We start from the raw sequence: 26,989 nt of genomic DNA on the forward strand, positions 1-26,989 counted from the left end.
TTCGGATATCAATCGACGACCGCCCCCGCCTCGACAGGTTTCTCCCGAGTCTGTCGCCGCCACAACGCCGCGTATTCGCCGCCGGCCTCCAAAAGCGCCGCATGGGGGCCACGCTCCACAACCTTTCCACGGCGCAGGACGACGATCTCGTCGGCGTCGGCGATCGTCGACAGGCGGTGGGCGACCACCAGGGTCGTGCGCCCTTCCCGCGCCTTGCGCAGGGTCGCCTGGATGGCGGCCTCGGTGCGGCTGTCCAGGGCGCTGGTCGCCTCGTCCAGGATCAGCACGCGCGGATCGGCCAGCAGGGCCCGGGCGATGCCGACGCGCTGGCGCTCGCCGCCCGACAGCTTCAGACCCCGCTCGCCGACCTTGGTGGCCATGCCTTCGGGCAGGTTGCGGATGAACTCGCCCAGCTCCGCCGCCTCGGCCGCCGCCCAGACCTCGGCCTCTGAGGCGTCGGGACGGGCGAAGGCGATGTTGGCCATCACGGTGTCGTTGAACAGCGCCACGTCCTGCGGCACCAGGGCGACGGCGCGGCGCAGCGAGGCCTGCTTGAGCGCCTTCAGGTCATAGCCGTCCAGCGTGACCCGTCCGGCCTGGGGATCGATCATCCGCAGGGCCAGGCGCACCAGGGTGGTCTTGCCGGCGCCCGAGGGGCCGACGATGGCGACGGTGGTTCCCGGCTGGGCCGTGAAGGTCACGCCCTGCAGCCCCTCCGAGCGCGCGCCGTGGCGGAACGACACCCCCTCGAAGGCCACCGCTCCGCCGCGCCGGTCCACGGGCGGCGGCAGGTCGATGGCGTCGGCCGCGTCGGCCACGTCCGGCTGGGCCCGGCGCAGGTCGAGCATGGCCTCCATGTCGATGAACGACTGGCGGATTTCGCGATAGGCGAAGCCCAGGATGTTCAGCGGGCCGTACAGGTTGACCAGGATCAGCACGGCGGCGGTGACGTCGCCGGGCCCGATCCGCCCCGCGGCCGCCTCGCCCCCGGCCAGGATGGCCATCACGCCCAGGCCCAGGCTCATCACCGCCGACTGCACGGTGTTGAGCAGGGTCAGCGAGTTTGTCGCCTTGATATTGGCCGCGCCATAGGCCGTCAGGGCGGTGTCGTAACCACCGACCGCCCGCTCCTCGGCCCCGAAGGCCTTGACCGTCTCGTAGTTCAGCAGGGCGTCCACGGCCCGGCCGGCGGCCTCGGCGTCGGCCTCATTCATCACCCGGCGATGGCCGATCCGCCAGTCCGAGATCGTGAAGGTCACGACGCCGTAGATCACCACCGTGACGACGGCCGTCAGGGCGAAGCGCCAGTCATAGGCCTTGGCCAGCACGATGGCGGCCATGATCAGCTCCACCGCCGTCGGCGCGATGTTGAACACCAGGCCGCGCAGCAGAAAGTCCATCGACCGCGCGCCGCGATCGATCACCCGCGACAGCGAGCCCGTACGCTTGGTCTGGTGGAAGTCGATCGATAGCGACAGGGCGTGGGCGAAGGTCTCGACCGCCGCGCGGGTCTGGGCGGCCTGGGCCACCGGCGTGAACACCGCGTCGCGGGCCTGGGGGGCGACGGCGGCGATGAAGCGGATCAGGGCCCAGCCGCCGGCCAGGGCGGCGAAGGTCACCCCGACTTGCACGGCCGCCCCCTGCCCCGCCGTCAGGGCGTTGACCGCCTTGCCCAGCAGGAGGGGCGCGATCACGCCCAGGAACTTGCCCGCGAAGGTGAACACCAGGGCCAGGGTCACCCGCCAGCGCAGACCGGGCGCCTTGGAGCGCATGACCAGGCCGAATAGGTCGGCCATGGCCTTCCAGCCGTTGGTCTTGACCTCGGGGGCGGCCACGGCGCCCGCCACGGCCCCGGATCGCGGCGCCATGCCCCTCACTGGCCGCCGTCCAACAGCTGGGTGGTCTGCAGTCCGCCGCCGGGCGTCATCCAGTCGACGCGCCAGCCCATGGCCGTCAGGGTGGACGCCGCCGGCCCGTTCGTCGGCGTCGCCGGCGGACTCACCTCGACGACCACCTGCTGCTCGCCGCCCTCGCCCGCCACCTGGATGGTGTGGGCGCCGGCCGTCAGCGGCTGGTCCAGCGAGATCGAGAACCGCCCGTCCTCGCCGACCTTGCCTTCGCCGCGCGTGGCGCGGTCCACGCGGACGCCCAGGCCCGCGCCCGGCGTGCCGACGCCCGAGACGACGGCCCCGCCGCTGCGGTCGTAGTCCATCGCCAGCAGGCGCGGCGACAGCGAGCTTTGTCCCATCACCTCGGCCCCGGCACCGGCGCGCAACAGAACCGCCGCGCCGTTCGGCGCGACCATCAGATAGCCCTGGGCCTGGACGGTCCGCCCCTCCATGGTCATCGACAGGCCGTACAGCCGGGGCTCGCCGGCCAGGGGCGTCACCAGCCGCCAGGCGCCGGCCGCGTCGGCCTTGCCCACCAGGGCCTCGCCGGTCGGCGCGCCCAGCCGGACGCTGGACGAGGGCTCGGCCTGGCCCGACAGCGCCACGGCGGCGCCTTCGCGGATCACCGACACCACGCGCGGCGGCTTCAGATAGCCCGCCTGGGGCGAAGGCTGTTCGGTCTTGGCCGTCGCCGGATCGCGCCGCCAGCCCTCGTCCCCGCGGCCGCACGCCCCCAGGGCCAGAACGGCCAGGGCCGTGGCKACGCAGGCTGTGCCGAGGGGGGCCGACTTGAAACCGATCTCGCGAATCCTGATCATGGCGTATCCAACGGCCGACGACGCCCCGACGGCCTTGTTTGCTTGGGTGCTCACGTGCGGCGCGCCGACCTTGTCCACAAGGACCGGCGCGCTGTTTATTTTTCTGGAGTGGACGACGATGCCCGACCTGTCCAGCGGCCAAGCCGGCGACGCGACGTCCACCCCGGGGACCGGCAAGGCCGTCTGCGTATATTGCGGCTCGTCGAACGCGGCCGATCCGGCCTATCTCGAGGCGGCGTTCCAGATCGGCGGCGATTTCGCCAAGGCCGGGTTGAAGCTGGTCTATGGCGGCGGCGGCGTGGGCCTGATGGGCGCGACGGCGCGCGGAGCCCACGAGGCCGGCGGTCGGGTGCTGGGGATCATCCCGGAGTTCCTGCGCGGTCGCGAGCAGCCGTTCGACGACGTCGAGACCGTGGTCGTCACCTCGATGCACCAGCGCAAGATGATGATGTTCGAGCGCTCGGACGCCTTCGTGGTCCTGCCCGGCGGCATCGGCACCCTGGAGGAGATCATCGAGCTCCTGTCCTGGCGACGCCTGGACCTGCACCGCAAGCCGATCGTCTTCCACAATCCGGACGGCTTCTGGGATCCGCTGTTCGCCCTGCTGCGCCACACGATCGACCGGGGCCTGACCCCGCCGTCGCTCGAGGACGCCTGGCGGGTGGTGGAGAAGGCCAGCGACATAACGCCCACCCTACTGGCCTGGCTTGCGGAAAGCGGGCAAGAAGACGCGTCTTCAAACGTTCGTTTGTTGACTTAGTTGCCAAACGCAACGATATGTCCGCGGCCGACCTCCCCATGTCGGCCTTAGGGGATAAGGAAACAAACATGCGTATCTTCGTGACCGCGCTCGTCGCGGCCTCCGCCCTGTCGACGCTGGGTATGGCGACCAGCGCGTTCGCCGCCGAGGGCGCGGTGCTCAAGCTGAAAGCCCCCGCCAAGGCCCCGACCCTGATCCAGGACGGCGCCATGTGGCGCTGCAACGGCGTCGTCTGCGCCGCGCCCCAGGTCAAGTCGCTGCCGATCGGCCGCGCGTGCCGCAAGGTCGCCGCCGAACTGGGCGCGGTGGAGACCTTCAACTACCGCGGCGAGGAACTGGACGCCGCCGGCCTCGCCGACTGCAACACGGCCGCCAAGCCGTAAGACCCCGCTCGAACCTTTCGAGATGAAGAAACGGGGCGGTCCGCCAGGCGGGCCGCCCCTTTTTTCGCGCCCGTTTCCGGCCGCCCTACTTCCGACTGGAAGGCTTGGGCTCGGTGACCGGCGGCTTGGGCGTCTGCCTGCCCCCGACCAGCATCCCGCCGATCAGGGCGAAGGACAGCATGGCGTGGTTCATTCTCGATACGTTCATTTGGCGGCGTCTCCCAGACTCGCTTGAAAACCAACGGGGCCGTTGGGCCAGGAGACGCGCGCGGCTTACAGGGGCTCCCACCCTCCTAGTCGTCAGCGCGTCGAGTCGAAGCATGCGCCGTCGCGTCTCGAACGCAAGGAAATTAATCMGAACCCTGACGAAATCCGCGTACGGACGAATTGATTTTCCGGCCCGGATTCTCCTTGCCGGACAACGCTTCGCGCACGGAACGCCGCATCCGGACCTAGTGGAGGGTCGGCGAAATTTCGGGTTCGATCGGCGCTGGCTTGCCGGCCGCGCCGATGATCGCGGCGGCGGCGCGCAGCATGGCCTCGTCGATGCGGGCGACGTCGCAGCCGACCAGTTCGGCGGCCATCTCCGGCAGGTCGGCGCACAGCCGCAGCTGGCCCGCGATCCGTTGCAGCACAAGGCCTTCCTCGAGGTCGGGGTCGTTGGCCACCACCCCCACCACCAGGGAAAGCGCCACCTCCAGCCGGTCGGCCTTGGCCTTGGCCTCGCGCGCCTGCTCCAGCAAGAGCTGGGCGCTGGCGTCCATCGCGGTCAGGGTTTCGGTCAGGGGTCGTGGGGCGAGGTCGAGGCGAAGATCGGTCACGGCGAGGTCCAGCAGCTTGTCCTGCCGGGTTGAACGAGGCCTCGCCCAGGAACAGGGCGGACAAAACGCGCGCCGCCAAAGAAAAACCGCCCGCGACGGCGTGTCGCGGGCGGCGGAAGCTCTTTCAGACGCTTGTCCGTAGGCGGTCTAGGCCGCCTTGCCGGTCGCGGGCCCGAACGACAGCGATTCGTAACGGCGCAGATGATGGTCGACCGAGCCGAACAGGCCCTCGATCAGGGTGGCGCGCTTGAAGTAGTGGCCGATGGCCAGCTCGTCGGTCATGCCCATGCCGCCGTGGATCTGGATGGCGTTCTGGCCCACGAACTTGCAGGCGCGACCGATGCGGACCTTGGCGGCCGAGACGGCCTTTGCGCGCTCGTCGTCGCTCTCCGACAGCTTGATCGTGGCCATGTAGGTCATCGACACGGCCTGCTCCAGCTCGATGAACATGTCGACCATCCGGTGCTGCAGCACCTGGAAGTTGGAGATGGCGGTGCCGAACTGCTTGCGCTGCTTGGCGTAGTCCAGGGTGCCCTCGTGCAGCTTGCGCAACACGCCCACGGCCTCGGCGCCGACGGCGGCCGTGGCCTCGTCGATCACCTTGTTGACCAGCGGCAGCCCGCCGCCTTCCTGGCCGATCAGGGCGTCGGCGGGGATCGAGACGTTCTCGAAGAAGACTTCCGAGGCGCGACCGCCGTCCACCGTCGGATAGTCGCGGGTGACGATGCCCGGCAGGGTCTTGTCGACCAGGAACACCGAGACGCCGCCCGTGTCGCGCTGGGCGCCGCCGGTGCGGGCGGTGACCACAAGGTGGGTGGCGAACGGCGCGCCGACCACCACGGCCTTGTGGCCGTTAAGGACATAGCCCGAGCCGTCCTTCTTGGCCGTGGTCTTCAGGTCCTGCCAGGTGTAGCGGGCCTGGGGTTCGGCATAGGCGAAGGCGATGGTGGTCGTGCCGGCCACGATGCCCTCGATCACCGACGCCGCGCCGGCGTAGCCCGAGTGCTTCATGAAGCCGCCGCCGATCACCACGGTGCCGAGGTAGGGCTCGATGACCAGCGCCTTACCGAACTCCTCCATGATGATCATGTTGTCGATGGCGCCGCCGCCCAGGCCGCCCAGCTCCTCGCTGAACGAGGCGCCCAGGATGCCCAGCTCCTCGGCGAAGGCCTTCCAGTAGTCCTGGCGCCAGCCCGTCTCGGAGTTGACGATCTTGCGGCGCGTCTCGAAGTCGTACTTGTCCTGCAGGAAGCTCGCGACCGTGTCGCGGACCATCGACTGCTCTTCGGTGAAGTTGAAATCCATCCCTGGGTTCCCGTCTTTGTCTTTGCCCCCGGCGGCGCTCGGCCGGCTTCGGGGTGGCGGTGATCGTGTCGGAAGTCGCGGCGAGCGGCCCGGCCGCCCGCCTCGGTCGGCGCGCTAGAGGCCCAGCACCATCTTGGCGATGATATTGCGCTGGATCTCGTTGGAGCCGCCGTAGATCGACGTCTTGCGGACGTTGAAATAGGTCGGCGCCGCGCGGTGGGCGAAGTCGGGGCCGATCGGATGGGCGTTGTCGCCGTCCTTCGGGAAGCCACGGAAGTACGGCGCGCCGTAGTGGCCGGCCGCTTCCAGCACCAGCTCGGTGATGCGCTGCTGGATCTCGGTGCCCTTGATCTTCAGCACCGAGGATTCCGGACCGGGACCCTTGCCGGCGGCTTCACCGGCCAGGGTGCGCAGCTCGGTGTATTCCAGGGCCGTCAGGTCGATCTCCAGGTCGGCGACCTTGCGCTTGAAGTCCGGGTCGGTCAGCAGCGGCAGGCCGTCGTCGCCCAGCTCGGTCGAGGCGATCTGGCGGATGCGCTCGATGCCGCGCTTGGAGCGCGCCACGCCGGCGATGCCGCTACGCTCGTGGGCCAGCAGGAACTTGGCGCAGGTCCAGCCCTTGTTCTCCTCGTAGATGCGGTTCTCGACCGGCACCTTGACGTTCTCGAGCCAGACCTCGTTGACCTCGTGCTCGCCGCCCAGGGTGATGATCGGGCGCACGGTSACGCCSGGCGWCTTCATGTCGATCAGCAGGAACGAGATGCCTTCCTGGATCTTGGCGGCCGGGTCGGTGCGGACTAGGCAGAAGATCCAATCGCCGTGCTGGGCCAGGGTGGTCCAGGTCTTCTGGCCGTTGACCAGGTAGTATTCCTTGCCGTCATCGCCGGTGAAGCGCTCGGCCTTGGTCTTCAGGCTGGCCAGGTCCGAACCGGCGCCCGGCTCGCTGTAGCCCTGCGACCACCAGATGTCGCCCGACAGGGTCGGCGGCAGGAAGCGTTCCTTCTGCTCGGGCGTGCCGAAGGTGTAGATCACCGGCCCGACCATGTTGATGCCGAACGGCAGGATCGGCACGCAGTCGGCGCGGGCGGTCTCTTCCGACCAGATGTAGCGCTGCACCGAGGTCCAGCCCGGGCCGCCGTACTTCTCCGGCCAGGCCGGAGCCACCCAGCCCTTCTTGGCCAGGGTGCGGTGCCAGGACAGGAAGTCCTCCTTGGCCATTTCCTCGCCCTCCTCCTGCTTCTCGCGCAGGCCGGCGGGGTAGTTCTCGGCGATGAAGGCGCGGACCTCGTCGCGGAACGCGACGTCTTCAGGCGAGAAATCGAGGTTCATGGCGGACTCCCGGAAATCGGCCCTCTTCGGGGGCCGTCTTTGACTTTCGGGAGTCACCTTAGAGTTCGAACGGGCGTTTGGAAAGATGACCTTAGCGTCAACGTAAACATTGTTCAGGTTGCGCCGGAGAAGGCCCTAGCGGACCTCGCAGGCCAGCCGCACCAGGGCCAGGGCGGTCACCCCGCCGACGCCCTCCTCCTCGGCGATGTCCAGGGCGATCAGCGGCCGCTTGCCCAGGGCGTCCAGCAGGCGCGCATGGCCCTTGGCGGTCCCCACGTGGCCGGCCTGGCAGTGGGCGATCAGGGCGGGGTCGAGCGCGTGCAGCACGGCGGCGGCGGCGCAGGCGGCGTAGCCGTCCAGCAGCACCGGCACCTTCTGGACCCGCGCGGCCAGGATCGCCCCGACCAGGGCGGCGGTCTCGCGTCCGCCCAGCTGGCGCAGGGCCGCCAGCGGGTCGGACAGGTCGTCCTCGGCCGCGGCGCGGGCCACGGCGGCGGCGATCGGCTCGGGCGCGTCGCTCCAGTCAGCGGCCTCGCCGCCGAACAGGGCCAGGGCGACGGCGCCGGCGGCGCGGTCGGTCTCGGCGGCGATCACGCCGGGGATCAGGAGGTCGGGCTGCTTGGCCAGGGCCTCCATGCCGAAGGCCATGGTGGCGGCGCATTCCTTCTCGCTCATCGCCGCCTTCTGGACGGCGTCCGGCGTCGGGCGGTCGATGGCCAGGTCGAAGGCTTCCAGCCCCGCGCCCTGGACGCCCGCGATGCGGCAGACATTGGCGCCGCCGGCGGCCACGGCCTCCAGGCGCTCGCGCGCCCAGCCGCGCGGCCCCACGCCCTGGCGGGCGCCGGCATAAAGGGCGACGACCGGGCGCAGCACCGCCGGCGGCGTTTTGCCGGTCCAGTCCGTCAGCCAGGCCGAGATTTCGGCCAGGCGGTCGCCGCCCGTGAAGCTGGCGGTCGGAACGGCCGGCGCGTCGGCGGCCAGCTTGCGGATGTCGTCGAAGGGAGAAACGGTCATGGGCGCGGACTTAAGCCAGCCCGCGCCCGATGCAAAGAGCCGAGAGATCAGGCCCCGGCGGGCTGCGCGGCCGCGGCGGTCGAGGAGGCCTCGACCAGAGTCTTGCAGACGCCGTCACGCTCGGCGATCAGCGAGGCCTTCAGCTCGTCCTTGGCCTTGCCGGCCTGGGACTTGGCGTTCCGTTCGGCGGACTCGACCCGGTCCTGGACCAGCGGATCGCGACCCCGGCTCTGGGTCTTCACCAGGGCTTGCAGGGCGGTCGCGTCCGAAGCGCCCAGGTTCGCCGCCTTGGCCAAGCCCAGGCAGCGCGAGGCGCGCACGAGCTCGCTGTCGCTGATGCGGTCGGCGGCGAAGGCCGGCGCGGTCGCCGAAACGGCGAGCAGGGCGGCGGCGGTGAGGGTCAGGATACGCATGGAAGCTCCTTTGGAGGATTGGGATTACGAACGCGGTCGACGCACGGGCTCTCGCCGCGGGCCGCCCTTGCGCGACCCGCCTGGAACGGCGACATACGGGGCATGAGCTCGGCCACGCCCCCGGAAACACTGAATTCGGCGCCCCGCCCTCCCCGCCCGATCGCGACGCCTTGCGTGAAGGTGTGCGCGGTGGACGGCCAGAGCGGCTTCTGCCTGGGCTGCCGGCGAACCCTTCCCGAGATCGCCGGCTGGGCCCGGTTGAGCGACGAGGAGCGGGCCGCGATCATGGCCGCCCTTCCCCATCGCCCGGATCCGATGGCCAACCTGATGGCGGGCCAAGGCTAGAGGGCCTTAGTTCGACGTATTGACGGCCGCGCCGGTCGACGCGCCGTTCAGCCAAGCCGAGCAGACGCCCGACCGCTCGGCCAGCAGCTTGTCCTTCTTGGCGCCCTCGGCCTTGTCGCCTTCCTTCTGGGCGTCGGCGATCTTGTTCTTCGCCGAGACGCGCACCGGAAGCTCGCGGCTGGCGCCTTCCTGCCGCAGGAACGCATCGATGCTGGCGGTGTCGACTTTGCCGAGACCTTCGGAAGTGGCCAGGCCGCGGCAGCGGGCGGCTTGCAGGAACTCGAAATTAGTGGCGGAGGCGCCCGCCTGGGCGGCGCCGGCAAAGGCCGAAACAGCCACAACCGTAGCGACGATGATCTTTTTCATGGCGACGTTCCCTCGATAAGCACTGAACTTGCGAGTGGTAATTTGCCGGAAAAGTTCTGTCCTCTTAAGTTAAATCGAAGTCATCTTCAGTCATTACATAGATGTAAGAATGTCACCAACAAGTATTACAGATTTTTAACTTGCTGATCGTTTATCGATTAATTAACCAAGAGGGGTCGCGCCGGGATCGATTCACCGGTTGAAAACCCATTGCCCGCTAGTCTGCCTGACAACGGCCGTAGAAACGGCCACAAAGCCTGTATGGCGGGGTGACTTCGATGCTCAAGTTCGCGTCCATCGCGATCGTAGGCGCGCTCTCGGCGGTCGGGGCGGCGAAAGCCGTCGTGTCGCTGGACGATCTGCGCCAGCCGGACCTGCGCGGCCCCGCCCCTGTCGCGGCTTCCGTCGACGACGGCGCCGCCCAGATCGTCAAGGCCGCCGACGGCCATTTCTGGGCCGAGGCCAAGGTCGACGGCCGCGCGGTGCGCTTCCTGATCGACACCGGCGCCACCGCCGTGGCCCTCAGCCAGACCGACGCCAAGCGTCTGGGCATCGACACCAAGGCGCTGGACTACAATTACAAGGTCATGACGGCGTCGGGCGAGACCCGCGCCGCCTCGGTCAAGCTGGCCAGCGTGTCGGTGGCCGGCGCCCAGGTCCGCGACGTCGAGGCCCTGGTCGTCGAGAAGGGCCTGGAGACCTCGCTGCTGGGCATGAGCTATCTGGGCCGGCTGTCCAGCTTCCAGGCCACGCCGCGCGCCCTGGTCCTGCGCTCCTAGAGCTTAGCCCGCGACTTCCAGCGCACGCGCCTCGCGGGCGTCGACCGCCTGGCGCACGGCGGCCACGGCGCGATCCACCACGTCCAGACCCGCGCCCGCCTTGACGCCCTCGACCGTCAGGATCCGGCGCCAGGCGCGCGCGCCCGGCAGGCCGTGGAACAGGCCCAGCATGTGGCGGGTCATCGCCGCCAGATGCACGCCCGCCGCCAACTGGCCGGCCATGTAGGGCTTGTAGAGTTCGACCGCCTCGAAACAGTCGATGTCGGCGACGGCCTCGCCGAACACCCGGCGGTCGACCTGCCCCAGCAGGCCCGGCTCGTGATAGGCCGCGCGGCCCAGCATCACCCCGTCCACGTGCTCGAGCTGCTCCAGCGACACGTCCAGGTCCGGGATCCCGCCGTTGATCACGATGGTCAGGTCCGGCCGCTCGCGCTTGAGCCGATGGACCAGCGGATAGTCCAGCGGCGGCACGTCGCGGTTCTCCTTCGGAGACAGCCCCTTCAGCCACGCCTTGCGGGCGTGGACCACGAAGCTGGTGACGCCGGCCTGGGCCGACAGGTCGATCAGCTCGAACAGGGCCTGCTCGGGATCCTGGTCGTCGACCCCGATCCGGCACTTGACCGTGACCGGGACCTTCACGGCGGCGGCCATGGCGGCCATGCAGTCGGCCACCAGCTGCGGCTCGCGCATCAGGCAGGCGCCGAACCGGCCGCTCTGGACGCGGTCGGACGGGCAGCCGACGTTCAGGTTGATCTCGTCATAGCCCCAGTCCTCGCCGACCTTGGCGGCGGCGGCCAGCTCGGCGGGCTCGGAGCCGCCCAGCTGTAGCGCCACCGGATGCTGGCCGGCGTCGAAACCCAGCAGCCGCTCGCGGTCGCCGTTCAGCACCGCGCCGCTGGTCACCATCTCGGAATACAGCAGCGTCCGGCGCGACAGCACCCGATGCAGCGACCGGCAATGGCGATCGCTCCAGTCCATCATCGGGGCGACGGACAATCTGTGCGGCGGAAACGTCTGCATTCGTCAAATCGGCCCGAAGGCCTTGGAACCCGTTCAAACTGGTCTTGAGCGCGCCCTACTACGATATTTGCCCCCGCTCATGGAAGTCGCGCATTCCGTCGCATCGGTCCGGCCGCGCCTGAAACCGACTTGCAGACGACATAGCCGAAGGCCGGCGCGCTGACCGTGTAGGCGCCCGGCGCCAGGGCGCTCGCGGCGCATTGGCCCTGCAGACCCCGCCAGGTCGTCGAGGCGGTCTCGACCTGGACCTGGGCCGTCCGGGGCTCGGCGGCGGTGTTGACGGCCACCAGCACCTCCTCGCCGTCCAGCCGCCGGGAGAAGACGAAGAGGCCGGGTCCCTTGGCCTGGTAGCGGGTGATCTGGTCCCCACGCCGCAGGGCCGGCTCCTGCCGACGCAGCCGGGTCAGCTCGGCGATCTCGCGATACAGGGGATGGGACGGGTTGAAGCTGGACGTCGCCGTCGTCGCCTGCGTCCCGATCAGGCGGTTGGCGTTGTAGCTGGCCACCTGGCTGGCGAACATGTCCTCGCGCGAGTCATGGTCGCCGTCGCCCACGCCGGTGAAGCCCTGCTCGTCGCCGTAATAGAGCGCCGGCACGCCCCGCGCGGTCAGCAGCAGGGCGTTGGCCAGGATCGTCCGTTTCAGCAGTTCAGCCTCGTCGGCCTGGGGATTGGCCGAGCGGACGGTGCGGCCCAGCCGCAGGACGTCGTGATTGCCGATCAGGGTGACCAGCCGCCGCGCGGCGGCCGGGCCGCCTTCGTAGAGCGCGTCCTTGTCGAACACCTCGCCCAGTTCGGCCGTCGGCCCGTTGCGGGCCACCACGTCGACGATCGCCTTGTGGAACGCGAAGTCGTTGACCGCCGGCAGGCCGTCGACGCGCGTGTGGCGGGCCAGGATCGCCGGGTCGTCGTTCATCACCTCGCCGAAGATGTGGAAGTTGGTCACCCCGGCAGCGACCGCCCGCCGCTGCATGGCCGGCACGAAGGCGCGCCAGAACTCGGGATTGACGTGGCGGGCGGTGTCGATCCGGAAGCCGTCGACATGGAAGTCGTCGATCCAGCGGCCGTAGATGTCGATGAAGCCGGCCAGGACCCTGGGGTCCTCGGTCATGACGTCGTCCAGCCCGGCGAAGTCGCCCAGCTGCGAGCTCTCGCCCTCGAACGTGGACTCCCCGCGGTTGTGGTAGAAGCGCGGATCGTTCAGCCAGGCGGGCTGCTTGGCCTCGCGGTCGGCCTCGGGGACGTAGGGCGTATAGGCGTAGTCCGACCGCGTCAGTCGCCGGAAATTGCCCGCCGTCTGGCCGGAAAGGCCGGGGAAGCCGTCGTTGATCGGCTCGCCCTGGACGCCGCCCCGCCGCGAATAGGGATAGTCGCCCTGGCTCCGGTAGACGCAGCCGCGCGGGGCGCATTCGCGGTACTGGATGATGTCGGCGGTGTGGTTGACCACAATGTCCAGATAGACCTTCAGCCCCCGGGCGTGGGCGGCGTCGACGAAGGCCTTGTAGAGCGCGCGGTCGCCCAGGTGCGGATCCACGTCCAGGAAGTTCAGCGGCCAGTAGCCGTGATAGCCGGCGATCTCCCGCCCCGGCTCGTACTGGACGGTCTGGTTGGTGAAGACCGGCGTCAGCCAGATCGCCGTCGCGCCCAGCCCCTGGATGTAGTCGAGCCGGTCGATGACGCCCTTCAGGTCGCCGCCGTGATAGAACATCCGCGAGGTCGGATCGTAGCCGGTCTTGTCGCGGCCACCGGCCAACCCGCCTCGATCGTTGGCCGTGTCGCCGTTCTCGAAGCGGTCGGGCATGACCAGATAGATGATCTCGTCCTCGGGCAGGCGGTCGGCCGGGAAACGGGCCGGAGCCGGCGCCGCGACGGCGCTGGTCACCAGCAGCAGGGCAGAGAGCGCCAGGGGCGCGACGAGGCTGTGGCGGGGCATCGGGAAACTCCTAACGCGTGACGACGGCCAGCCGGGCCTTGAGCCGCAGGAAGGGCGTCTCAAGGAACCGGTAGGACAGATGGGCGGTCAGGCCCAGGAGCAGGATCGCCGCGACGAGACCCCCGCCCCGGCCCGCCAGGGTCTGGGAAAGGCCCGGACGCCAGCCGTCCAGCGCCGGCAGGACCTGGTGGAACACCAGGTGCAGGACGAAGGCATGGAAGACGTAGAGGCCGTACGAGATGCGGCCCGCATAGGTCAGGGCCGACGGCAGGGCTTTCCCGTCGACGCCGAGGGCCGACAGGAAGATCGCGACGGTCCCGCCCAGGACCAGCAGCCAGCCCGCCAGGGCGTGCCAAGGCGTGGGCGACTGCGGGTCCCAGCTCTTGACGCCGCAGACGCGGACCGCGACCAGCCAGGCCGCCGCGCCGGCCGCCAGCAGCGCCAGCCGGACGGGCCAGCGCCAGTTCGGGACGCGCCCCCGCAGCAGGTTGGAGAGCAGGCAGCCGACGGCGAAGAACTGGCCCTGGACGATGCCGTTGGTCCACTGCCCGTTGTCGCCGGCGGTCGGATGGACGGCGTAGAGCCAGATCACGCCGTACGAGGCGGCCAGGACCGCGACCGCCAGGACCGTGATCGCCTTACGTCCGGCCAGGGCCATGAGGATCGGGACCAGCAGGTAGAACTGCTCCTCGACCGAGATGCTCCAGAGCGGATCGACCGGACCGGCGACCCAGCCTTGGAAGGCGATATGCCAGTTGGCGTAGAACAGGGCGAAGGCGGCGAACTGATCGGGCTTGGCCGGACCGACGCCCGGCGTCCAGTGCTCCAGCGCCGTCAGCCCCAGCAGCACGGCGAAGTACAGCGGCCAGATGCGCAGGATGCGACGCCCGTAGAAGGCTCCGACGGCCACGCGGCCCTGAGCCTCCCGCTCGCGCGCCAACAACTCCGTGATCAGGAAGGCGCTCAGCAGGAAGAAGATCGGCACGCCGAACGCGCCCGTGGTCAGGACGTCGGCCAGCCAAGGCCGTCCCGCGGCGAGCGGCAGGTAGTCCGGCAGGTGGAAGGCCAGCACCAGCGCGAAGGCGAAGAACCTCAGGCCGTCCAGTTCCGGACGATCATATCGCCGCATTCGCCACCCCCACAGCAAACGGATGCAAACGTTTTACCGCGATATGCATCCCTGACGCCCTTTGGCGCTATTTTTGTGGAGCCTGTTTGCATGTGTCGACAGAACGGCGCAATGCAAATTGATGCAAATGAATGGGAACATGCCCGACACCAAAGGTCGGGAGCAGCGAACGACGCCCGGCCGGGCGTGGTGAATCTCACACCCGCGCCGTGAGCCCTCGCACCGCGACGCTTCCGAGCCGGGCGCAAGGTCGCGGTCGGAGGGGGCTCCGCCTCGAAGACGGCTCTTCGGCGAAGCATCACCTCCAGAGTGCGTCGTTCCCACAAAATCCCTAAGGTTGCGAAAAGCTCCGCGGGGAACGTTGCGCGAAAGGGGGACTGAACATGGGGCAACCCGAAATCCAAGGCGGCCGGCTCAATTGGGCCGTATCCAAGACCGTCGGCGGCATGTCCGAGATCGCCGTGCTGTCGCCGATCAAGAAGGGCTGCGTGCCGAACGAGCGCCGGACCTACGAGGAGCGGCTGCGCTCGGTGATCGACGGCCTGGCCGAGCGGCATCGCCAAGGCTTCCCGATCGACCTCAACCGCATCCCCGCCATCCATTTCGGCCGGCTGATGATCCTGCGGCCCGAACAGTATCTGGTCGGCTCCTCGGTCCGGGACGTCCGCTATTTCGAAAAGCCCGCCCCGCCCTCGCCCCCCTCGGGCCCAGGCGCGATCCAGCCGTCGGCACCGGAGGACTACCCTGACACGGCGTCCCCAGGGGACGTCCCCATGCCGTTCGACGAATTCCTGACCCTGGCGCGTCCCTCCAGTTCGGCGAGCGCGTCGCCGGCCTCGGGATTCAACAGCTTCCTCCTGACCCTGGTCGAATTCGACGGCGACCTCCGGGTCTACATGCGCGACATCGCCGAATACCTGGCCGGCTCCTTCGATCTCATCTTCGAGAACTGCGAGGATTTTCCAGGGACCTGGGACTTCGAGAAGTTCTGGCTGTGGGTCCGCCGCTATCAGGTCAACACCAGCCTGTTCTACGCGCCCTACCCGGACCTCAGCGTCACGCGGATCAAGCATCTGGAGGCGTTCAAGCAGAGCTTCGACGCCTTCGTGGCCAAGGTGCGTCCGGCCCAGGGCGGACGCGTCGCCAATCTCGACGACCTGTTCGACGAGTTCCTGCGCGGCCATCAGCAGATCGCCCACGATTTCCCTACGCCCAGCGGACTGTTCCGCCAGAGCTGATCCAACCGAGGGGGGCCGGCCATGAGCGCCGACGGAGCCATTCAGATCGACCGCCACACCAGCAAGGACGTCCAGGCCAACCTCCTGCGTCCGGCCAAACGCCCCGGCAAGAAGCCGCGCGACTGGCTGCTGTTCTTCTTCTTCCGCATCCTGGACGACGAGCAGATCGCGGCGACCAAGGCGCGCATCTCGACCTGTCCGGAGGAGCCCGCCCATCAGGAAGCCCTGTGGCTGGACTTCGCCCATCCCGCCCTGCTGCACGCCCATCGGCGCAGCGAAGAACCGGGGCCGGTCAACGTCTTCCGCGACTGGCTGAAGTTGATCGCCTGCGCCGACGCCGAGCCCCTGCTGAAGCGGCTTCGCGACCTCGCCGACGCCGCGCCGATCAAGGCGACGGCGACAGGCGAGGCGCCGGCCAACGACCCGCTGCTCGCCTGGGTCGGCAAGAGCTTCAAGGACGGCAAGCTGACGCCCCGGGAGGTCCTGGACGGCGTGACGCTGATCACCCAGATGGCCGGCGGCCCGGTCGCCGACAGGATGGCCCTGCTGGCCGCCTGCMGGCAGGCCGAGGACCAGATCGGACTCCTGCCCACCCTGACCCTGTTCGAGGTCCTGCGGCAGGCCGGCCTCTCGCTCGCCCCTGACAAGGATGACGCCCAGGCCGCCCTGCGGGGCGAGACCGMCGCCGACGGCGACGCCCCGGCCGACCGTCCCTTGCCGGTGAACCTGGCTTTCACCTTCCCGGGCCTGCGGAAGCTGCAGCTGGATCCCCTGACGCTGGCGTCCTTCCCCGACGCCTTCAAGGAAGGCATGGCGGCCCGCGCCGCCCGCCTGCACGACACCGGGCCCAGCGATCCGGGCGCGTGGGAGGGGGAACTGGGACTGCCCAGCATCCACGGCTACTTCTCGGGCGGCGGCGGCTTCACCCAGCGCGAACTGGACGAAACCTTCTGGAAGGGGGTCCGCGACGACGTCGCCGCGTTCAACGACCCCGCCGACGAGCGTGGCGAGAAGCTCCGCTACTGGATGTCGCTTCTCTTCCGCGGCCTGGGCATGGAGATCGTCCATGTCGAACTGGGCCAGGATCCCTACACGGTCGTGGAGAACGCCCCGCTCACCCAGGAGCCCCGCGTGGAGCACTTCGGCTTCCGCGACGGCCTGAGCCAGCCCTTCGTCGACCTCGGCCTGGCGCCGCCGCCGTCCGGCGGAGGACGACCGCTTGCGAACCGGAGCTGGAAGCCCGTGGAGCCGGGCGAGATCTTCCTCGACCAGTCCGACGAGCGGGGCACGCTTCACAAGCTGCCGATCAGCGCCGACCTGCGCGCCGGCTCGACGTTCCTGGTCTTCCGCAAGCTGGAGCAGGACGTGGCGGGCTTCCGCGCCTTCCTGGCCGCGCAGCGGCCGAACAACACCGGCGCCCAGATCAAGTTGGCGGCCCAGATGATGGGGCGCTGGCCCGACGGCACGCCGCTGGTCCTGTCTCCCGACGCGCCCAACGCCGGCGGATTGACGGAAGCCCAGCTCAACGACTTCCGCTACGCCGTCGGCGATCCCAACGTCGATCGGGACATCGACCCCGAGGGACGCAAGTGCCCCCTCGGCGCCCATATCCGGCGCACCAATCCGCGCGACATCGGCGGACGGGACGCGGCCAGCCGCCACCGCATCCTCCGGCGGTCGATCAGCTATGGAGGCCCCCTCCTCCCGCCGGATGCGGCGCGGAACGACGAACGGCGCGGCCTGTTGTTCGTCGCCGCCAACGCTCGGATCGACGTGCAGTTCGAGGTCATCCAGTCCGAATGGATGAACGGCGGCGAGTTCCTGGGCCAGGCCGGCCTCGGCCGCTGCCCGGTCCTGGGCGCCCACGACGGCCGGCAGGGCGACAGCTTCCTGGAGGCCGGGGCCGTCGCCCCGGTGGCCCGTCTGCCCCGCTTCGTCGTCACCCGAGGCGGAGACTACTTCTTCGCGCCGGGCGTGCCGGTGGTGAAGGCGCTGGCGGGGGGCGAGACCTTCGCGCCGAAGCCGGGGGAACTGCCCTACGAGGGGTACGCCCTGGGCGATTGCGACACGCCTGGCCTGTTCACGCCCAGGCGGCTGAGGGGCGTCGGGGTCGAGGACGACCAGGTCCCCCGCCTCCGCATCGCCACGCCCGACCCGGACAGTCCCAGCACGATGGTCTTCGTCGCCAGGCACGGCGATGTCGTGAAGATCCTGCGGGGCGACGGACAGGACTTTTCGGTCAAGCACTACCGCGAAGCCGCCCAGGTGATCGCGGGCGAGGACATGCTGGTCGCCACGGACACGGCTGACCCCACGCCGAGCAGTCGCGAGCAGCTGTCACTCCTCCTGCGGCAGGCTTGGGGCCGACTGGGGAACAGCTTCGCCGGCCAACAGATGACCCTGCCCGCCCTCCTGCGCGAAAGCACCCGGGCGGCGCTGGCCACCGCCGTAGACCGGATCGCCGACGCCCGGCGGCTCGATCTGGTCAGGGACCTGGCGGCGCCGGCCACCTACGCCGTCATGGCCAAGGTCTTCGGCGTGCCCGGCCCGAGCCGGCCGAGCGACCTGGTGGACACCTTGCCGTTCGGGCGGTTCAACCTGGCCCAGGTGCCGGAGGACTGGCTCGGCCCGGACGGCAGGCCGGACCATCCGCCCGCCGCCACCTTGCAGGTTTGGTCGGTCCTGATCCTGGCCGACCTGATCGGCAATCTTCAGGTCCAGGCGACCCTGCGGGCCTTCTCGCACCAGGCCGGCCAGGAAATGCGGAAGCATATCGATGGCTTGCTGGCGGAAGCGGCCGCGCGGGCCCGGGCGGCGCTGCGAGACAACGGACGCCTCGACGAACCGACCACCCTGCTGGAGGCCTTCGTCCACGTCGCGGTCAGCGACCCAGCCGCCTATCCGCCGGGCGGCGCGGCGGAACAGCTCTACTACCGGCAGGCCGCCACGATCCTGCTGGAGCTGGTCGGCACCAGCATGGCGACAATCCCGCTCACCTTCGCCTCGGTGATGGGCGCCCTCTTCGATTTCCGCATCGACCTGGCCAGCCTGCTGCCCCGCCTCGAAGGAGACCCGCCGACCGGTCCGCTGCCGCCGGGCGAGCCCAACGGCCTGCAGCGGTTGATCTACGAAGCCGAGCGGCTCAATCCCAACGCCCCGGTCCGCATGCGCTACTGCGTGGCCGACGCGACCCTGAGCGGCGGCGCCAAGATCAAGGCCGGCGAATGGGTCAGCTGCGTGATCCAGGCCGCCAATCTCGACGGCAAGGTGTTCGAGGACCCTCGACGCTTCTCGCTCAGCCCCTATCTGGATCCGACCGGTCCCGTCCGGGACTGGAAGAACTACCTGCTGTTCGGCGACGACGGCAGCAGCCGCAAGTGCTGGGGTCGCGACAAGGTGGCGATGATCGTGCTCGAGGAATGCCTGCGGGCCGCCGGCCGGTTGAAGCGGCTGCGCAAGCCGGCCGGTCTCGGGGGCAGGCCCGAGAAGAAGGGCAATGTGACCACCGGCCTTCCGGCGCGGTTCACGCGGGTGACGCCCGCGACGCCGACGGTCTGACCGCGCGCGCCGGGCCCGGAGCCCAGGCGACCAGCCCGGCGCGCGCGCAGATCTCGCGCTGCTCTTCGAGGTCGGCCTCGATGGCGGCCGAGCCCGGTCGCAGTTCGGCCAGCAGGCGGGACCTCAGCCCCAGGCCGTCGACCACCAGGCAGGGGCTGTCGACCGCGCGGGCGATCGCCAGGGCCTGCTCCAGGGCGACCAAGCCGCGCTCGACCTCGCCCGTCCGCACCAGGGCTTCGGCGTAGCCGACATGGAGATAGTAGACCTCCAACTGCCCGGTCCGTTCGTGCAGCCTCTGGGCCAGGCAGGCCTGGACCCGCTGGACCGCCTGGTCGGGTCGCCCCACGCGGGTCAGGGCCGTGGCGACCGCGCCGGTCAGGTTGGCCTTGATCGCGTCGTAGCCGTTGCGCTCGGCCAGATCGAGCGCCTGGTTCAGGCACGCCACCGCCTCGGCGTAGCGATCGAGGTTCACCAGGTTCCGCCCCAGCGAGCTGCGGGCCAGCACCTCCGAATAGGCGTCCTGGGCGGCGACCGCGATCTCCAGGGCGCGCTGGGCGTGATCCACGCCTTCCGCATAGCGCCCGACGGCGTTCATGAACCAGCTGAGGAAGGCGTGGACGGTGGCGCGCGGCAGGGCCGGCGCGCCCAGGCGCGCGGTCTCCAGGTCGCCGACCAGCATCTGGTCCAGCCGCTTCAGCCGCGTGATCGCCTCGTCCACGCGCCCCATGTCGTGGAGGATGTTGGTGGCCATCACCTCGTGGGCGAAGATCAGAGCCGGAGCCTCCATGCTCCGCGCCATCTCCAGCCCCCGCGTGGTGGCGTCGAGCCCCTCCTGGTAGCGCCCCTCGAACCAGCAGAGCATCCCTAGCTGGGACAGCGCGACGCAGACCTGGTCCGGTCGGCCGCGAGCGTGGGCCACCTGGACGGCGCGCGGCAGATGGGTGCTCATCTTCCCGAATTCGCCCAGCTGCAGCATCGAGGCGCAGACCATCAGCACGAAGTCGACAAAGCGGTTCTCCGCATCGGCGCCGATGCGTGTGGTCACCCGAACCGCGCGATCGAAGATCAGGTTCAGCGAGCCGCCGGCGACGCTGCGCCGCGCCTCCAGGCCCGCCTCCCACAGATAGTCCAGGGCGGCGCGATCGTCTCCGGCGCCCTCGGCGTGCAGCGCCAGGCCTTCGTAGCGGCCGGCCAGTGCGGGACCGACGCGGGCCAGGATCGTGTCCAGCGCCGCCTGGTGCAGGTCGCGGCGTCGGGAGCGGCTGATCGTGTTGGCGCAGGATTCGGCGATGATCTGGTGCCGGAAACGCGTGGTCTGACCGGCCGCCGGATGCAGGAAGGCAAAGCGCTCCAGCTCGGCCAGGTCGTCGAGCAAGGCGTCGCGATCCTCGCCCAGGATCTCGCGGGCGAAATCGATCTCGATCTCCTCGCCAAGCAGGCTGAGCGCCTCGGCCAGCCCCCTGGCCCGGGGCGAGACCCGCTGCAACCGCGCATGGATGGCCGACTCCACGCCCTGGGGGAGACGATGAAAGGCGTCGGCGCCCTCCGCGTCCACCGAGCGGACCAGCTCCTCGAGCACGAAAGGCACGCCCTCCGCCCGATCCAGCACCTGCTCCAGCAAGGTCTCGGACACGGTCGGGGTCGGCCAGAGGCAGCGGCCCAGGGCCTTCATCTCGGTCCGCCCCAGGGGCTCCAGGCGCAGCACGAGCGCGGCGATCTCGCCCGCGTCGCTCCAGGCTTCCGGACGTCCCGTCACCAGCAGCCTGAGGCCGGGCGGCGGAGCCTCGGTCGCCAGCAGCTTCAGGACCTGCCGGCTTTCGGCGTCGACCAGATGCAGGTCCTCGACCAGCAGGAGGATGGGCTCGTCGCCCGCCCGGGCGGCGAACGCCTTGGCGAAGGTCCGGGCGACCTGCAGCGGGGTCCAACGGGCCGGCGCACGCGCGTCCTCGCGACGCGCCGGCGCGGCGACGGCTTCGAGGACGGCCGCCTCCTCGTCGTCCAGCCCGCCACGCGTCGGACCGTCTTGCTCCGCGCCCAGGCGCTCGATCAACTCGCGGGCGGCGGCGAAGGGCGTCGTGCTCCTCTGGCTGTCGCCCTGGAAGGTGAGGATCCGGCTTCCGGCCGCGAGCCGCTCGTTGGCCGCGGCGGCCGCCAGGCGGGTCTTGCCGATCCCCGCCTCGCCGATCAGCGCCGCCGACGCGCGGGCGCCGCCGGTCGAGAACAGGTCGCTCAGGGCCGCCAGCTCGCCGTCCCGGCCGACCATGGGCCAGCGGTAGCGCAACGGCGCCGAGCCCGGATCGCGCCGCTCGGGCCGGGCCGCCAGCCGATAGGCGTCCACGCCCAGCTCTCTCCGCGTATCCTTATCCGTCTCGCGGACCACCTCCAGAGAACAGCGGCACAGGTCCAACGTTTCGCCGCTGATCAGGATTTCGCCGCTCCCTGCCAGCTTCTCGAGCTTGGGCGCCAGATGCACGACAGCGCCCGCCGGCTCGAAACGCGCCCGACCATGCCGGTCGATTTCCTTCAAGCTGACCAGACCCGAATGGACGCCCACGCGAAAGAACACCGGCTGTCCGTCCGGACCGGGCGCGGGCGCCACGACGCCATGCACGATATTCCACGCCGCCTGGCAGGCGCGGTCGGCGTGATCCTCGAGAGCGGCCGGCCATCCGAACATGGCGACGCCGCCGTCGCCGTCGTAGTGGGACAGCGCGCCGCCGGCGTTCTCGACAGCCGCGCTCACATGCTCGAACCAGAGCTCGAGGAAGGCGCGCGCCTCGTCGGGGTCACAGGCTGCGATATGCCGGGTGGACCCGACCATGTCCGCCGCCAGGACCGTGATGATCCTGCGCTCGGACGACGCGCTCGCCTTCTCCATACGCCCCTAGCCCCCCAGGTTCGCTATTGGCGGAACGCTATCACAGCCAAAAGTAGTATCGCCATAGGCTTTCACGCGACGGACAACCTCCCGACGAGGCTCGAGGCGGCGCCTTCGGCCAGGACAGGAACACAGCTTTCGCGCGCGAAGCACGCGCTTCGATTGCAAGGCCATGTCCGGAAAGGGTATTCTCCCCCGACTTCTGGAGGGCGGGCGGTGGATATCGAGCAGAAGAGGACCGTGGATCAGGGCCTGCTGCCCCTGATCGAGCCCACGCTGCGGGGCCAGGTCKAGGCGCGCATGCGGACCATTCGGGCGCCGAGGGGGCGGACGATCGTCAGCGTCGGCGCGCACGCCACCGACGTGCTGTTCGTCGTCGAGGGCGAGGTCCAGGTCCTGCTCTACTCCAACAACGGACGCGAGGTCTCGGTGCGCGACCTGGGCCCCGGGTCGATCCTTGGGGAACTGGCGGCCCTGGACAGCAAGCCGCGATCCGCCAGCGTCGTGGCCGCCTCGGACGTCCGCCTGCGGATGATGACCCGCGAGGACTTCCTGGCCTGCGTCGAATCCTCGCCCGTGGCCGCCCTCTGGCTTGCCCGCCGGCTGGCCCACGAGGTGCGCCGCCTGACCGAGCGGGTTTTCGAGCTCAGCGCCCTGAACGTCCAGGCCCGGCTGCATTGCGAGCTGCTGCGCATGGCCCGGGGCGACGGTGCGGTCGCCGCGCGGATCCCGCGCGCGCCCACCCACGCCGAACTGGCCAACCGCATCGGCACCCATCGCGAGGCGGTCACCCGCGAGATGCGCAGMCTGGCCCAGATGAACATCATCCGGAACCACCGTCGGTCGCTGGAATTCCTCGACATCCCGGAACTGGAACGCGCGGTCTTCAGGGCCGTCGGACAGAGCATCGAGGCCCATCCCGCCTAGGCGGGCGCCGGGTTCGAGACAAAAAAAGAGGCCGCGGAAACCGCGGCCTCTTTCTTCGGATGCAGGTCCGAAACGCTTAGCGCTTCGAGAACTGGAAGGAGCGGCGGGCCTTGGCCTTGCCGTACTTCTTACGCTCGACGACGCGGCTGTCGCGGGTCAGGAAGCCGTGCGGCTTCAGGACCGGGCGCAGGCCGGGCTCGTAATAGGTGAGGGCCTTGGACAGGCCGTGGCGGATGGCGCCGGCTTGGCCCGAGAGGCCCGAGCCTTCCACGGTGACGACGACATCGAATTGACCCAGGCGCTCGGTCACTTCCAGCGGCTGAGCGATCATCATGCGCAGCACGGGGCGAGCGAAATAGACTTCCTGGTCACGACCGTTGATCGTGATCTGTCCCTTGCCCGGCTTGATCCAGACGCGAGCGATCGCGTTCTTGCGCTTGCCGGTCGCGTAGGCGCGGCCCTGGGCGTCGATMTTGGGTTCGGCCGGAGCGGCAGCTTCCGGGTTGCTGGACAGGCTGGCCAGCGCGTCAAAGCCTTGAGCTTCAGACATGACTTAGGCGCTCCGGGTGTTCTTGGCGTTGCGGCCGGCGAAGTMGATGACTTCCGGGCTTTGCGCTTGGTGCGGGTGCTCACCGTTGTTGTAGATGAGCAGGTGGGTCAGTTGCTTGCGCGCCAGGGGGCTTTCCTTGGGCAGCATGCGCTCGACGGCCTTTTCCAGGACGCGTTCCGGGAAGCGGCCTTCCAGCAGCTTGCGCGGGGTGGTCGACTTGACGCCGCCCGGGTGACCGGTGTGGCGGTAGTAGACCTTGTCGTCCAGCTTCTTGCCGGTGAACTTCACCTTGTCGGCGTTGATCACGACKACGAAGTCGCCGCAGTCGACGTGCGGGGTGTAGTCGGGACGGTGCTTGCCGCGAAGACGCATGGCGATGAACGTCGCCAGACGACCGACAACGGCGTCCTGGGCGTCGACCACGATCCACTTCTTCTCGACCTCGGCGGGCTTCAGGGAAGCCGTGGTCTTTTGCATGGGATTGATCCGTATTCCTTGTGCGTCAGGGGCCAAGGAAGCGGCTCCGTCTGCGTGAGGGGCGGCAGGTACAGGAGCGTTCGCGGCCTGTCAACAATGCGTGCGCAAGAAACTCCGCAAACCCTTACGGAACAAGGGATTTCGTGATACGGTATTATGATACCGTATTATCACCCATCATCCTCGGACTTGTTCCGAGGACCCCTGTTTCAACCGCCGCTGAAACGCAGAACGGGGCGCCGCGAACGCAGCGCCCCGAAATGGCCGTCGATGATGAAGCGGACAGAGGGGGCCTCAGGACAAGCCCGAGGATGACGGTGCTTATTGGGCGTCGAAGCCGTAGGCGTGGCGCATCACCTGGTAGAGGAAGCTCTCCTCGACCACGCCGTGGACCAGATAGGCCCCCGGACCGTCGGCGAACACGCCCACGTCCTCGCCCKAGTGGGCGCTGCTGGGCAGGTTGGCCGTGGCGTTCTGGTGGTAGTCGACGTCGTCGGTGTCTTCCTTGGTCGGATCGCCGCGCAGGTTCGAGCCTTCCGGACCGCCGGGACCGGTGGCGAAGCTGAGCACGGTGTAGGCCTTGCCGTCGCCGGCCAGGATCGGCTCGCCCTCGTTGCCCGCCAGACCCAGGATCGGGGCGTTGCGGTTGGCGTAGCCCGAGATCACCAGGCCGTGGCTGTGGTCGGCGGTGACGATGACCAGGGTCTCGTCCAGGTTCACCTTCTCCAGCACTGCCTGGACCGCCTTGGAGAACTCAACCGTCTCGGTCAGGGTCCGCTTGGCGTTGTTCAGGTGGCTGCCCATGTCGATCTTGCCGCCCTCGACCAGCAGGAAGTAGCCCTTGGGGTTCTTCGACAGCAGGTCGACGGCCTTGGTCGCCATGGCCGCCAGGGTCGGCACGCCCTCGCCCAGGATCGGCCGCTCCACCTCGTAGGGCAGGTGTTCGTTGGCGAACAGGCCCAGCACCGGGCCGGTCTTGGCCGGGTCCAGGGCCGCCAGCTCGGCGTCGGTGGTCACATAGGCCGCGCCCGGCGTCTTCAGCCATTCGGCGGTCAGGTCGCGGCCGTCGGCGCGCTTGCCGTCCTTGGCCTCGGGCAGGAAGCGCGAGCGCCCTCCCCCGAACGCCACGTCCAGGCGCAGGCCGGCCGGGGCCTCGACCAGCTGGCGGGCGATGTCCACGCAGCCGCCCGACAGGGCGTCGGTCGGCATGTCGCTGTCGCCTTCCCAGTCGCGATAGGCGGTGTGGGCGTAGGTCCCGGCCGGGGTGGCGTGGGTGATGCGGGTGGTGGTCACCGCGCCGGCCGACAGGCCGTGGGCCTTGGCCAGTTCGGCGATGGTCTCGACGCGGGTTCCCGCCTCGCTGGCGCAGCTCTCGGGCTTGGCCGCGCCCGTCAGGCCGATGATCTTGTTGCGGGTCTTCACCCCGGTGGTGATGGCGGTGATGCCCGCGGCGCTGTCGGTGACCTGGGTGTCATGGCTGTAGGTCTTGGAGAGCGCCGTCCAAGGGAGCTTCTCGAACGACAGGGAATTGCTCTCGCCGTCCACGCCGCGCTGCTGGCCTTCGTAGATGCGGCCGGCGGTCACCGTCGAGATGCCCATGCCGTCGCCCAGGAACAGGATGACGTTCTTGGCCTTGCCGGTGCGCGGATTGACCGTGAGGGCCTTGGCAAGGGCCGCCTGGCCGGCCCGGTAGTAGGCGTCGGCGGGCGCGGCGTTGGTCACGGGCGCGGCGGCGGCCGGCTTGGCCGGCTTGGCGGCCTTCGGCGCGGCTTGAGCCTGGGCCGAAAAGGCGACGAGGGCGGCGGCGAGGAACAGGAAGGCGCGGGTCACGAGAAGCTCCAGCAGGGACGTCAGACGTCCTGTGCTGGCGTTTCGTGACAGTTCGTTGTGCGCCCCTGTGGAAAGGCTCGACTAGGGCCTTCTGACACGCCAGGCGAAGGTCGTGGCCGTGGCCAGCAGGATCGCCGCCCCGGCCTGGTGCAGCACGCCCAGCGCCAGGGGCACGGCCGCCATCAGGGTCCAGATCCCTAGCCCCGCTTGCAGGCAGACCACCCCGACCAGCACGAAGGCGGTCGTCTTGGCCTCCTGCGGCAGGCGGCGCGAGCGGCTCGCGGCCACGCCGATGACGATGGCGGCGACGAACAGGGCGTAGGCCATGAGCCGATGATGCAGTTGCACCGCCCCCTGGCTGTGGGCGATCGTGCCCCACAGGCCGTGGCCGGCGTATTCGGCCGGGACCAGGGCGCCGTTCATCAGCGGCCAGTCGTTATAGACCAGGCCCGCGTCATTGCCGGCCACCAGGGCGCCCAGCAGGCTCTGGAAGAACACCGCGCCCAGGAAGGCCAGGGCCCAGCCGCGCCAGTCGGTGCGCTCCTCGATGCGCGGCGAGCCCGACCAGGCGTCCAGGGCCGTCCACACCAGGGCGATGAACAGCACCAAGGCCAGGCCCAGGTGCATGGCCAGGCGCTCGGGGGCCACCGAGACGCGCTCCGACAGGCCGCTGGACACCATCCACCAGCCGACCAGGCCCTGCAGCCCGCCCAGGCCGAACAGCACCGCGCAGCGCCAGATCAGGCGGCGCGGGATCATCCGGCGGACCAGGAAGACCACGAACGGGATGGCGAACACGGCCCCGACCAGACGACCCAGCAGCCGGTGCGCCCACTCCCACCAGAAGATGCCCTTGTAGGCCTCCAGCGTCATGCCGGCGTTGACCAGCCTGTACTGCGGGATCTTCTTGTAGAGCTCGAAATTGGCCCGCCAGGCCTCGTCCGACATCGGCGGCAGCGCGCCCATGATCGGCTTCCACTGGGTGATCGACAGGCCGGAGTCGGTCAGGCGGGTCGCGCCCCCGACCACCACCATGCAGAAGACCAGGAAGGCCACGGCGAACAGCCAGATGGCGACGGGCCTGGAACGATCGGAACGCAAGAAGGACGTCATGACAGCCGGTAAAAACGTCAGTTGGGGGCCGAAATACGGCGAAGCCTTGCCGTACGCCCGACAGCGCCCCGCGTCCATGGCCTCATGACGCGTAAGGCGCGGCGTGCGATGATGAG

Annotated in this window: 23 protein-coding genes and 1 pseudogene; 7 read left to right on the forward strand and 17 right to left on the reverse strand. The window is 69.5% G+C overall.

All coding sequences use genetic code 11. The annotated features are described in order from the left end of the window. Positions 1–8: 8 nt before the first annotated feature. On the reverse strand, positions 9–1,943 hold the full coding sequence (locus AC1U89_RS05930) for an ABCB family ABC transporter ATP-binding protein/permease (protein WP_479898855.1): 1,935 nt from the start codon (positions 1,941–1,943) through the stop codon (positions 9–11). Then, a complete protein-coding gene (locus AC1U89_RS05935; RefSeq protein ID WP_479898856.1) occupies positions 1,874–2,707 on the reverse strand; it encodes an Ig-like domain-containing protein in 834 nt (277 codons plus the stop codon). Before AC1U89_RS05935 ends, AC1U89_RS05930 begins: the two co-directional genes overlap by 70 nt. 118 nt (positions 2,708–2,825) lie before the next feature. Here AC1U89_RS05935 and AC1U89_RS05940 point away from each other — a divergent pair, with 118 nt between their 5' ends. Then, positions 2,826–3,467, forward strand: coding sequence for an LOG family protein (locus tag AC1U89_RS05940; RefSeq protein WP_479898806.1), 642 nt, complete (start codon positions 2,826–2,828; stop codon positions 3,465–3,467). A gap of 68 nt (positions 3,468–3,535) precedes the next feature. Further along, entirely contained in the window at positions 3,536–3,850 is a 315-nt protein-coding gene (locus AC1U89_RS05945) for a DUF8200 family protein (protein WP_479898807.1), read from the forward strand. Between the two features lie 85 nt (positions 3,851–3,935). Here the strand turns inward: AC1U89_RS05945 and AC1U89_RS05950 are convergent. From AC1U89_RS05950 to AC1U89_RS05975, 6 genes and pseudogenes are all read right to left on the reverse strand, one after another. Beyond that, positions 3,936–4,075, reverse strand: a pseudogene (locus AC1U89_RS05950) (hypothetical protein). Between the two features lie 227 nt (positions 4,076–4,302). Further along, positions 4,303–4,671 (reverse strand): hypothetical protein, encoded by a 369-nt coding sequence (locus tag AC1U89_RS05955; RefSeq protein ID WP_479898808.1) that lies wholly within the window; start codon positions 4,669–4,671, stop codon positions 4,303–4,305. Positions 4,672–4,818: 147 nt separating this feature from the next. Next, the gene (locus AC1U89_RS05960; protein ID WP_479898809.1) at positions 4,819–5,976 is read right to left on the reverse strand and encodes an acyl-CoA dehydrogenase family protein; all 1,158 of its coding nucleotides are present in this window, start codon (positions 5,974–5,976) and stop codon (positions 4,819–4,821) included. A gap of 114 nt (positions 5,977–6,090) precedes the next feature. Then, positions 6,091–7,305: an acyl-CoA dehydrogenase family protein gene (locus tag AC1U89_RS05965; protein ID WP_479898810.1), complete on the reverse strand. Its 1,215-nt coding sequence runs from the start codon at positions 7,303–7,305 to the stop codon at positions 6,091–6,093. A 135-nt stretch (positions 7,306–7,440) separates the two neighbouring features. After that, positions 7,441–8,319, reverse strand: coding sequence for a nicotinate-nucleotide--dimethylbenzimidazole phosphoribosyltransferase (locus AC1U89_RS05970; protein WP_479898811.1), 879 nt, complete (start codon positions 8,317–8,319; stop codon positions 7,441–7,443). A gap of 47 nt (positions 8,320–8,366) precedes the next feature. Continuing rightward, complete coding sequence (locus AC1U89_RS05975; RefSeq protein ID WP_479898812.1) at positions 8,367–8,732, reverse strand: hypothetical protein; 366 nt, start codon at positions 8,730–8,732, stop codon at positions 8,367–8,369. 102 nt (positions 8,733–8,834) lie between these two features. Here AC1U89_RS05975 and AC1U89_RS05980 point away from each other — a divergent pair, with 102 nt between their 5' ends. Beyond that, positions 8,835–9,077 carry a DUF1289 domain-containing protein gene (locus AC1U89_RS05980; RefSeq protein WP_479898813.1) on the forward strand — a complete coding sequence of 81 codons (243 nt, stop codon included), beginning with the start codon at positions 8,835–8,837 and terminating at the stop codon, positions 9,075–9,077. Between the two features lie 6 nt (positions 9,078–9,083). Here AC1U89_RS05980 and AC1U89_RS05985 read toward each other — a convergent pair whose 3' ends face one another. After that, a complete protein-coding gene (locus AC1U89_RS05985; protein ID WP_479898814.1) occupies positions 9,084–9,443 on the reverse strand; it encodes a hypothetical protein in 360 nt (119 codons plus the stop codon). 278 nt (positions 9,444–9,721) lie between these two features. Between AC1U89_RS05985 and AC1U89_RS05990 the strand changes: the two genes are divergently transcribed. Continuing rightward, positions 9,722–10,222 carry a TIGR02281 family clan AA aspartic protease gene (locus tag AC1U89_RS05990; protein WP_479898815.1) on the forward strand — a complete coding sequence of 167 codons (501 nt, stop codon included), beginning with the start codon at positions 9,722–9,724 and terminating at the stop codon, positions 10,220–10,222. A gap of 3 nt (positions 10,223–10,225) precedes the next feature. Here AC1U89_RS05990 and dusA read toward each other — a convergent pair whose 3' ends face one another. The 3 genes from dusA to AC1U89_RS06005 all read right to left on the reverse strand — a co-directional run bounded on the left by dusA (position 10,226) and on the right by AC1U89_RS06005 (position 14,302). Beyond that, a complete protein-coding gene (gene dusA / locus AC1U89_RS05995) occupies positions 10,226–11,242 on the reverse strand; it encodes a tRNA dihydrouridine(20/20a) synthase DusA (RefSeq protein ID WP_479898816.1) in 1,017 nt (338 codons plus the stop codon). Positions 11,243–11,319: 77 nt separating this feature from the next. Then, a complete protein-coding gene (locus AC1U89_RS06000) occupies positions 11,320–13,173 on the reverse strand; it encodes an alpha-amylase family glycosyl hydrolase (protein ID WP_479898817.1) in 1,854 nt (617 codons plus the stop codon). A 10-nt stretch (positions 13,174–13,183) separates the two neighbouring features. Beyond that, positions 13,184–14,302 (reverse strand): acyltransferase family protein, encoded by a 1,119-nt coding sequence (locus AC1U89_RS06005; RefSeq protein ID WP_479898818.1) that lies wholly within the window; start codon positions 14,300–14,302, stop codon positions 13,184–13,186. A 383-nt stretch (positions 14,303–14,685) separates the two neighbouring features. On the opposite strand from AC1U89_RS06005, the gene AC1U89_RS06010 reads away from it, so the two are divergent. Further along, positions 14,686–15,540, forward strand: coding sequence for a hypothetical protein (locus AC1U89_RS06010; protein WP_479898819.1), 855 nt, complete (start codon positions 14,686–14,688; stop codon positions 15,538–15,540). Between the two features lie 21 nt (positions 15,541–15,561). Next, positions 15,562–19,098 (forward strand): cytochrome P450, encoded by a 3,537-nt coding sequence (locus tag AC1U89_RS06015; RefSeq protein ID WP_479898820.1) that lies wholly within the window; start codon positions 15,562–15,564, stop codon positions 19,096–19,098. Here AC1U89_RS06015 and AC1U89_RS06020 read toward each other — a convergent pair. Then, complete coding sequence (locus AC1U89_RS06020) at positions 19,064–21,976, reverse strand: ATP-binding protein (protein WP_479898821.1); 2,913 nt, start codon at positions 21,974–21,976, stop codon at positions 19,064–19,066. The two genes, AC1U89_RS06015 and AC1U89_RS06020, sit on opposite strands and share 35 nt — an antisense overlap. 240 nt (positions 21,977–22,216) lie before the next feature. Between AC1U89_RS06020 and AC1U89_RS06025 the strand changes: the two genes are divergently transcribed. Continuing rightward, positions 22,217–22,903: a Crp/Fnr family transcriptional regulator gene (locus tag AC1U89_RS06025; RefSeq protein ID WP_479898822.1), complete on the forward strand. Its 687-nt coding sequence runs from the start codon at positions 22,217–22,219 to the stop codon at positions 22,901–22,903. 76 nt (positions 22,904–22,979) lie between these two features. On the opposite strand, the gene rpsI is transcribed toward AC1U89_RS06025, so the two are convergent. The 4 genes from rpsI to AC1U89_RS06045 form a co-directional block, all read right to left on the reverse strand. Beyond that, entirely contained in the window at positions 22,980–23,453 is a 474-nt protein-coding gene (rpsI, locus tag AC1U89_RS06030) for a 30S ribosomal protein S9 (protein ID WP_479898823.1), read from the reverse strand. A 3-nt stretch (positions 23,454–23,456) separates the two neighbouring features. After that, on the reverse strand, positions 23,457–23,930 hold the full coding sequence (gene rplM, locus AC1U89_RS06035; RefSeq protein WP_479898824.1) for a 50S ribosomal protein L13: 474 nt from the start codon (positions 23,928–23,930) through the stop codon (positions 23,457–23,459). A gap of 321 nt (positions 23,931–24,251) precedes the next feature. Continuing rightward, positions 24,252–25,760: an alkaline phosphatase gene (locus tag AC1U89_RS06040; protein WP_479898825.1), complete on the reverse strand. Its 1,509-nt coding sequence runs from the start codon at positions 25,758–25,760 to the stop codon at positions 24,252–24,254. 81 nt (positions 25,761–25,841) lie between these two features. After that, entirely contained in the window at positions 25,842–26,873 is a 1,032-nt protein-coding gene (locus AC1U89_RS06045) for a COX15/CtaA family protein (protein WP_479898826.1), read from the reverse strand. Positions 26,874–26,989 lie beyond the last annotated feature (116 nt).

It is taken from the genome of Caulobacter sp. 05T431 (assembly GCF_056665975.1).

What these genes read in the sequence shown, in the direction of transcription:
- AC1U89_RS06045 (WP_479898826.1), bottom strand. Translation starts at nt 26,873, where the DNA reads ATGACGTCCTTCTTGCGTTCCGATCGTTCCAGGCCCGTCGCCATCTGG.
- AC1U89_RS06000 (WP_479898817.1), bottom strand. Translation starts at nt 13,173, where the DNA reads ATGCCCCGCCACAGCCTCGTCGCGCCCCTGGCGCTCTCTGCCCTGCTG.
- AC1U89_RS06010 (WP_479898819.1), top strand. Translation starts at nt 14,686, where the DNA reads ATGGGGCAACCCGAAATCCAAGGCGGCCGGCTCAATTGGGCCGTATCC.
- AC1U89_RS05945 (WP_479898807.1), top strand. Translation starts at nt 3,536, where the DNA reads ATGCGTATCTTCGTGACCGCGCTCGTCGCGGCCTCCGCCCTGTCGACG.
- AC1U89_RS05970 (WP_479898811.1), bottom strand. Translation starts at nt 8,319, where the DNA reads ATGACCGTTTCTCCCTTCGACGACATCCGCAAGCTGGCCGCCGACGCG.
- AC1U89_RS05980 (WP_479898813.1), top strand. Translation starts at nt 8,835, where the DNA reads ATGAGCTCGGCCACGCCCCCGGAAACACTGAATTCGGCGCCCCGCCCT.
- AC1U89_RS05960 (WP_479898809.1), bottom strand. Translation starts at nt 5,976, where the DNA reads ATGGATTTCAACTTCACCGAAGAGCAGTCGATGGTCCGCGACACGGTC.
- AC1U89_RS05975 (WP_479898812.1), bottom strand. Translation starts at nt 8,732, where the DNA reads ATGCGTATCCTGACCCTCACCGCCGCCGCCCTGCTCGCCGTTTCGGCG.
- dusA (WP_479898816.1), bottom strand. Translation starts at nt 11,242, where the DNA reads ATGCAGACGTTTCCGCCGCACAGATTGTCCGTCGCCCCGATGATGGAC.
- AC1U89_RS06005 (WP_479898818.1), bottom strand. Translation starts at nt 14,302, where the DNA reads ATGCGGCGATATGATCGTCCGGAACTGGACGGCCTGAGGTTCTTCGCC.
- AC1U89_RS05985 (WP_479898814.1), bottom strand. Translation starts at nt 9,443, where the DNA reads ATGAAAAAGATCATCGTCGCTACGGTTGTGGCTGTTTCGGCCTTTGCC.
- AC1U89_RS06020 (WP_479898821.1), bottom strand. Translation starts at nt 21,976, where the DNA reads ATGGAGAAGGCGAGCGCGTCGTCCGAGCGCAGGATCATCACGGTCCTG.
- AC1U89_RS05990 (WP_479898815.1), top strand. Translation starts at nt 9,722, where the DNA reads ATGCTCAAGTTCGCGTCCATCGCGATCGTAGGCGCGCTCTCGGCGGTC.
- AC1U89_RS05940 (WP_479898806.1), top strand. Translation starts at nt 2,826, where the DNA reads ATGCCCGACCTGTCCAGCGGCCAAGCCGGCGACGCGACGTCCACCCCG.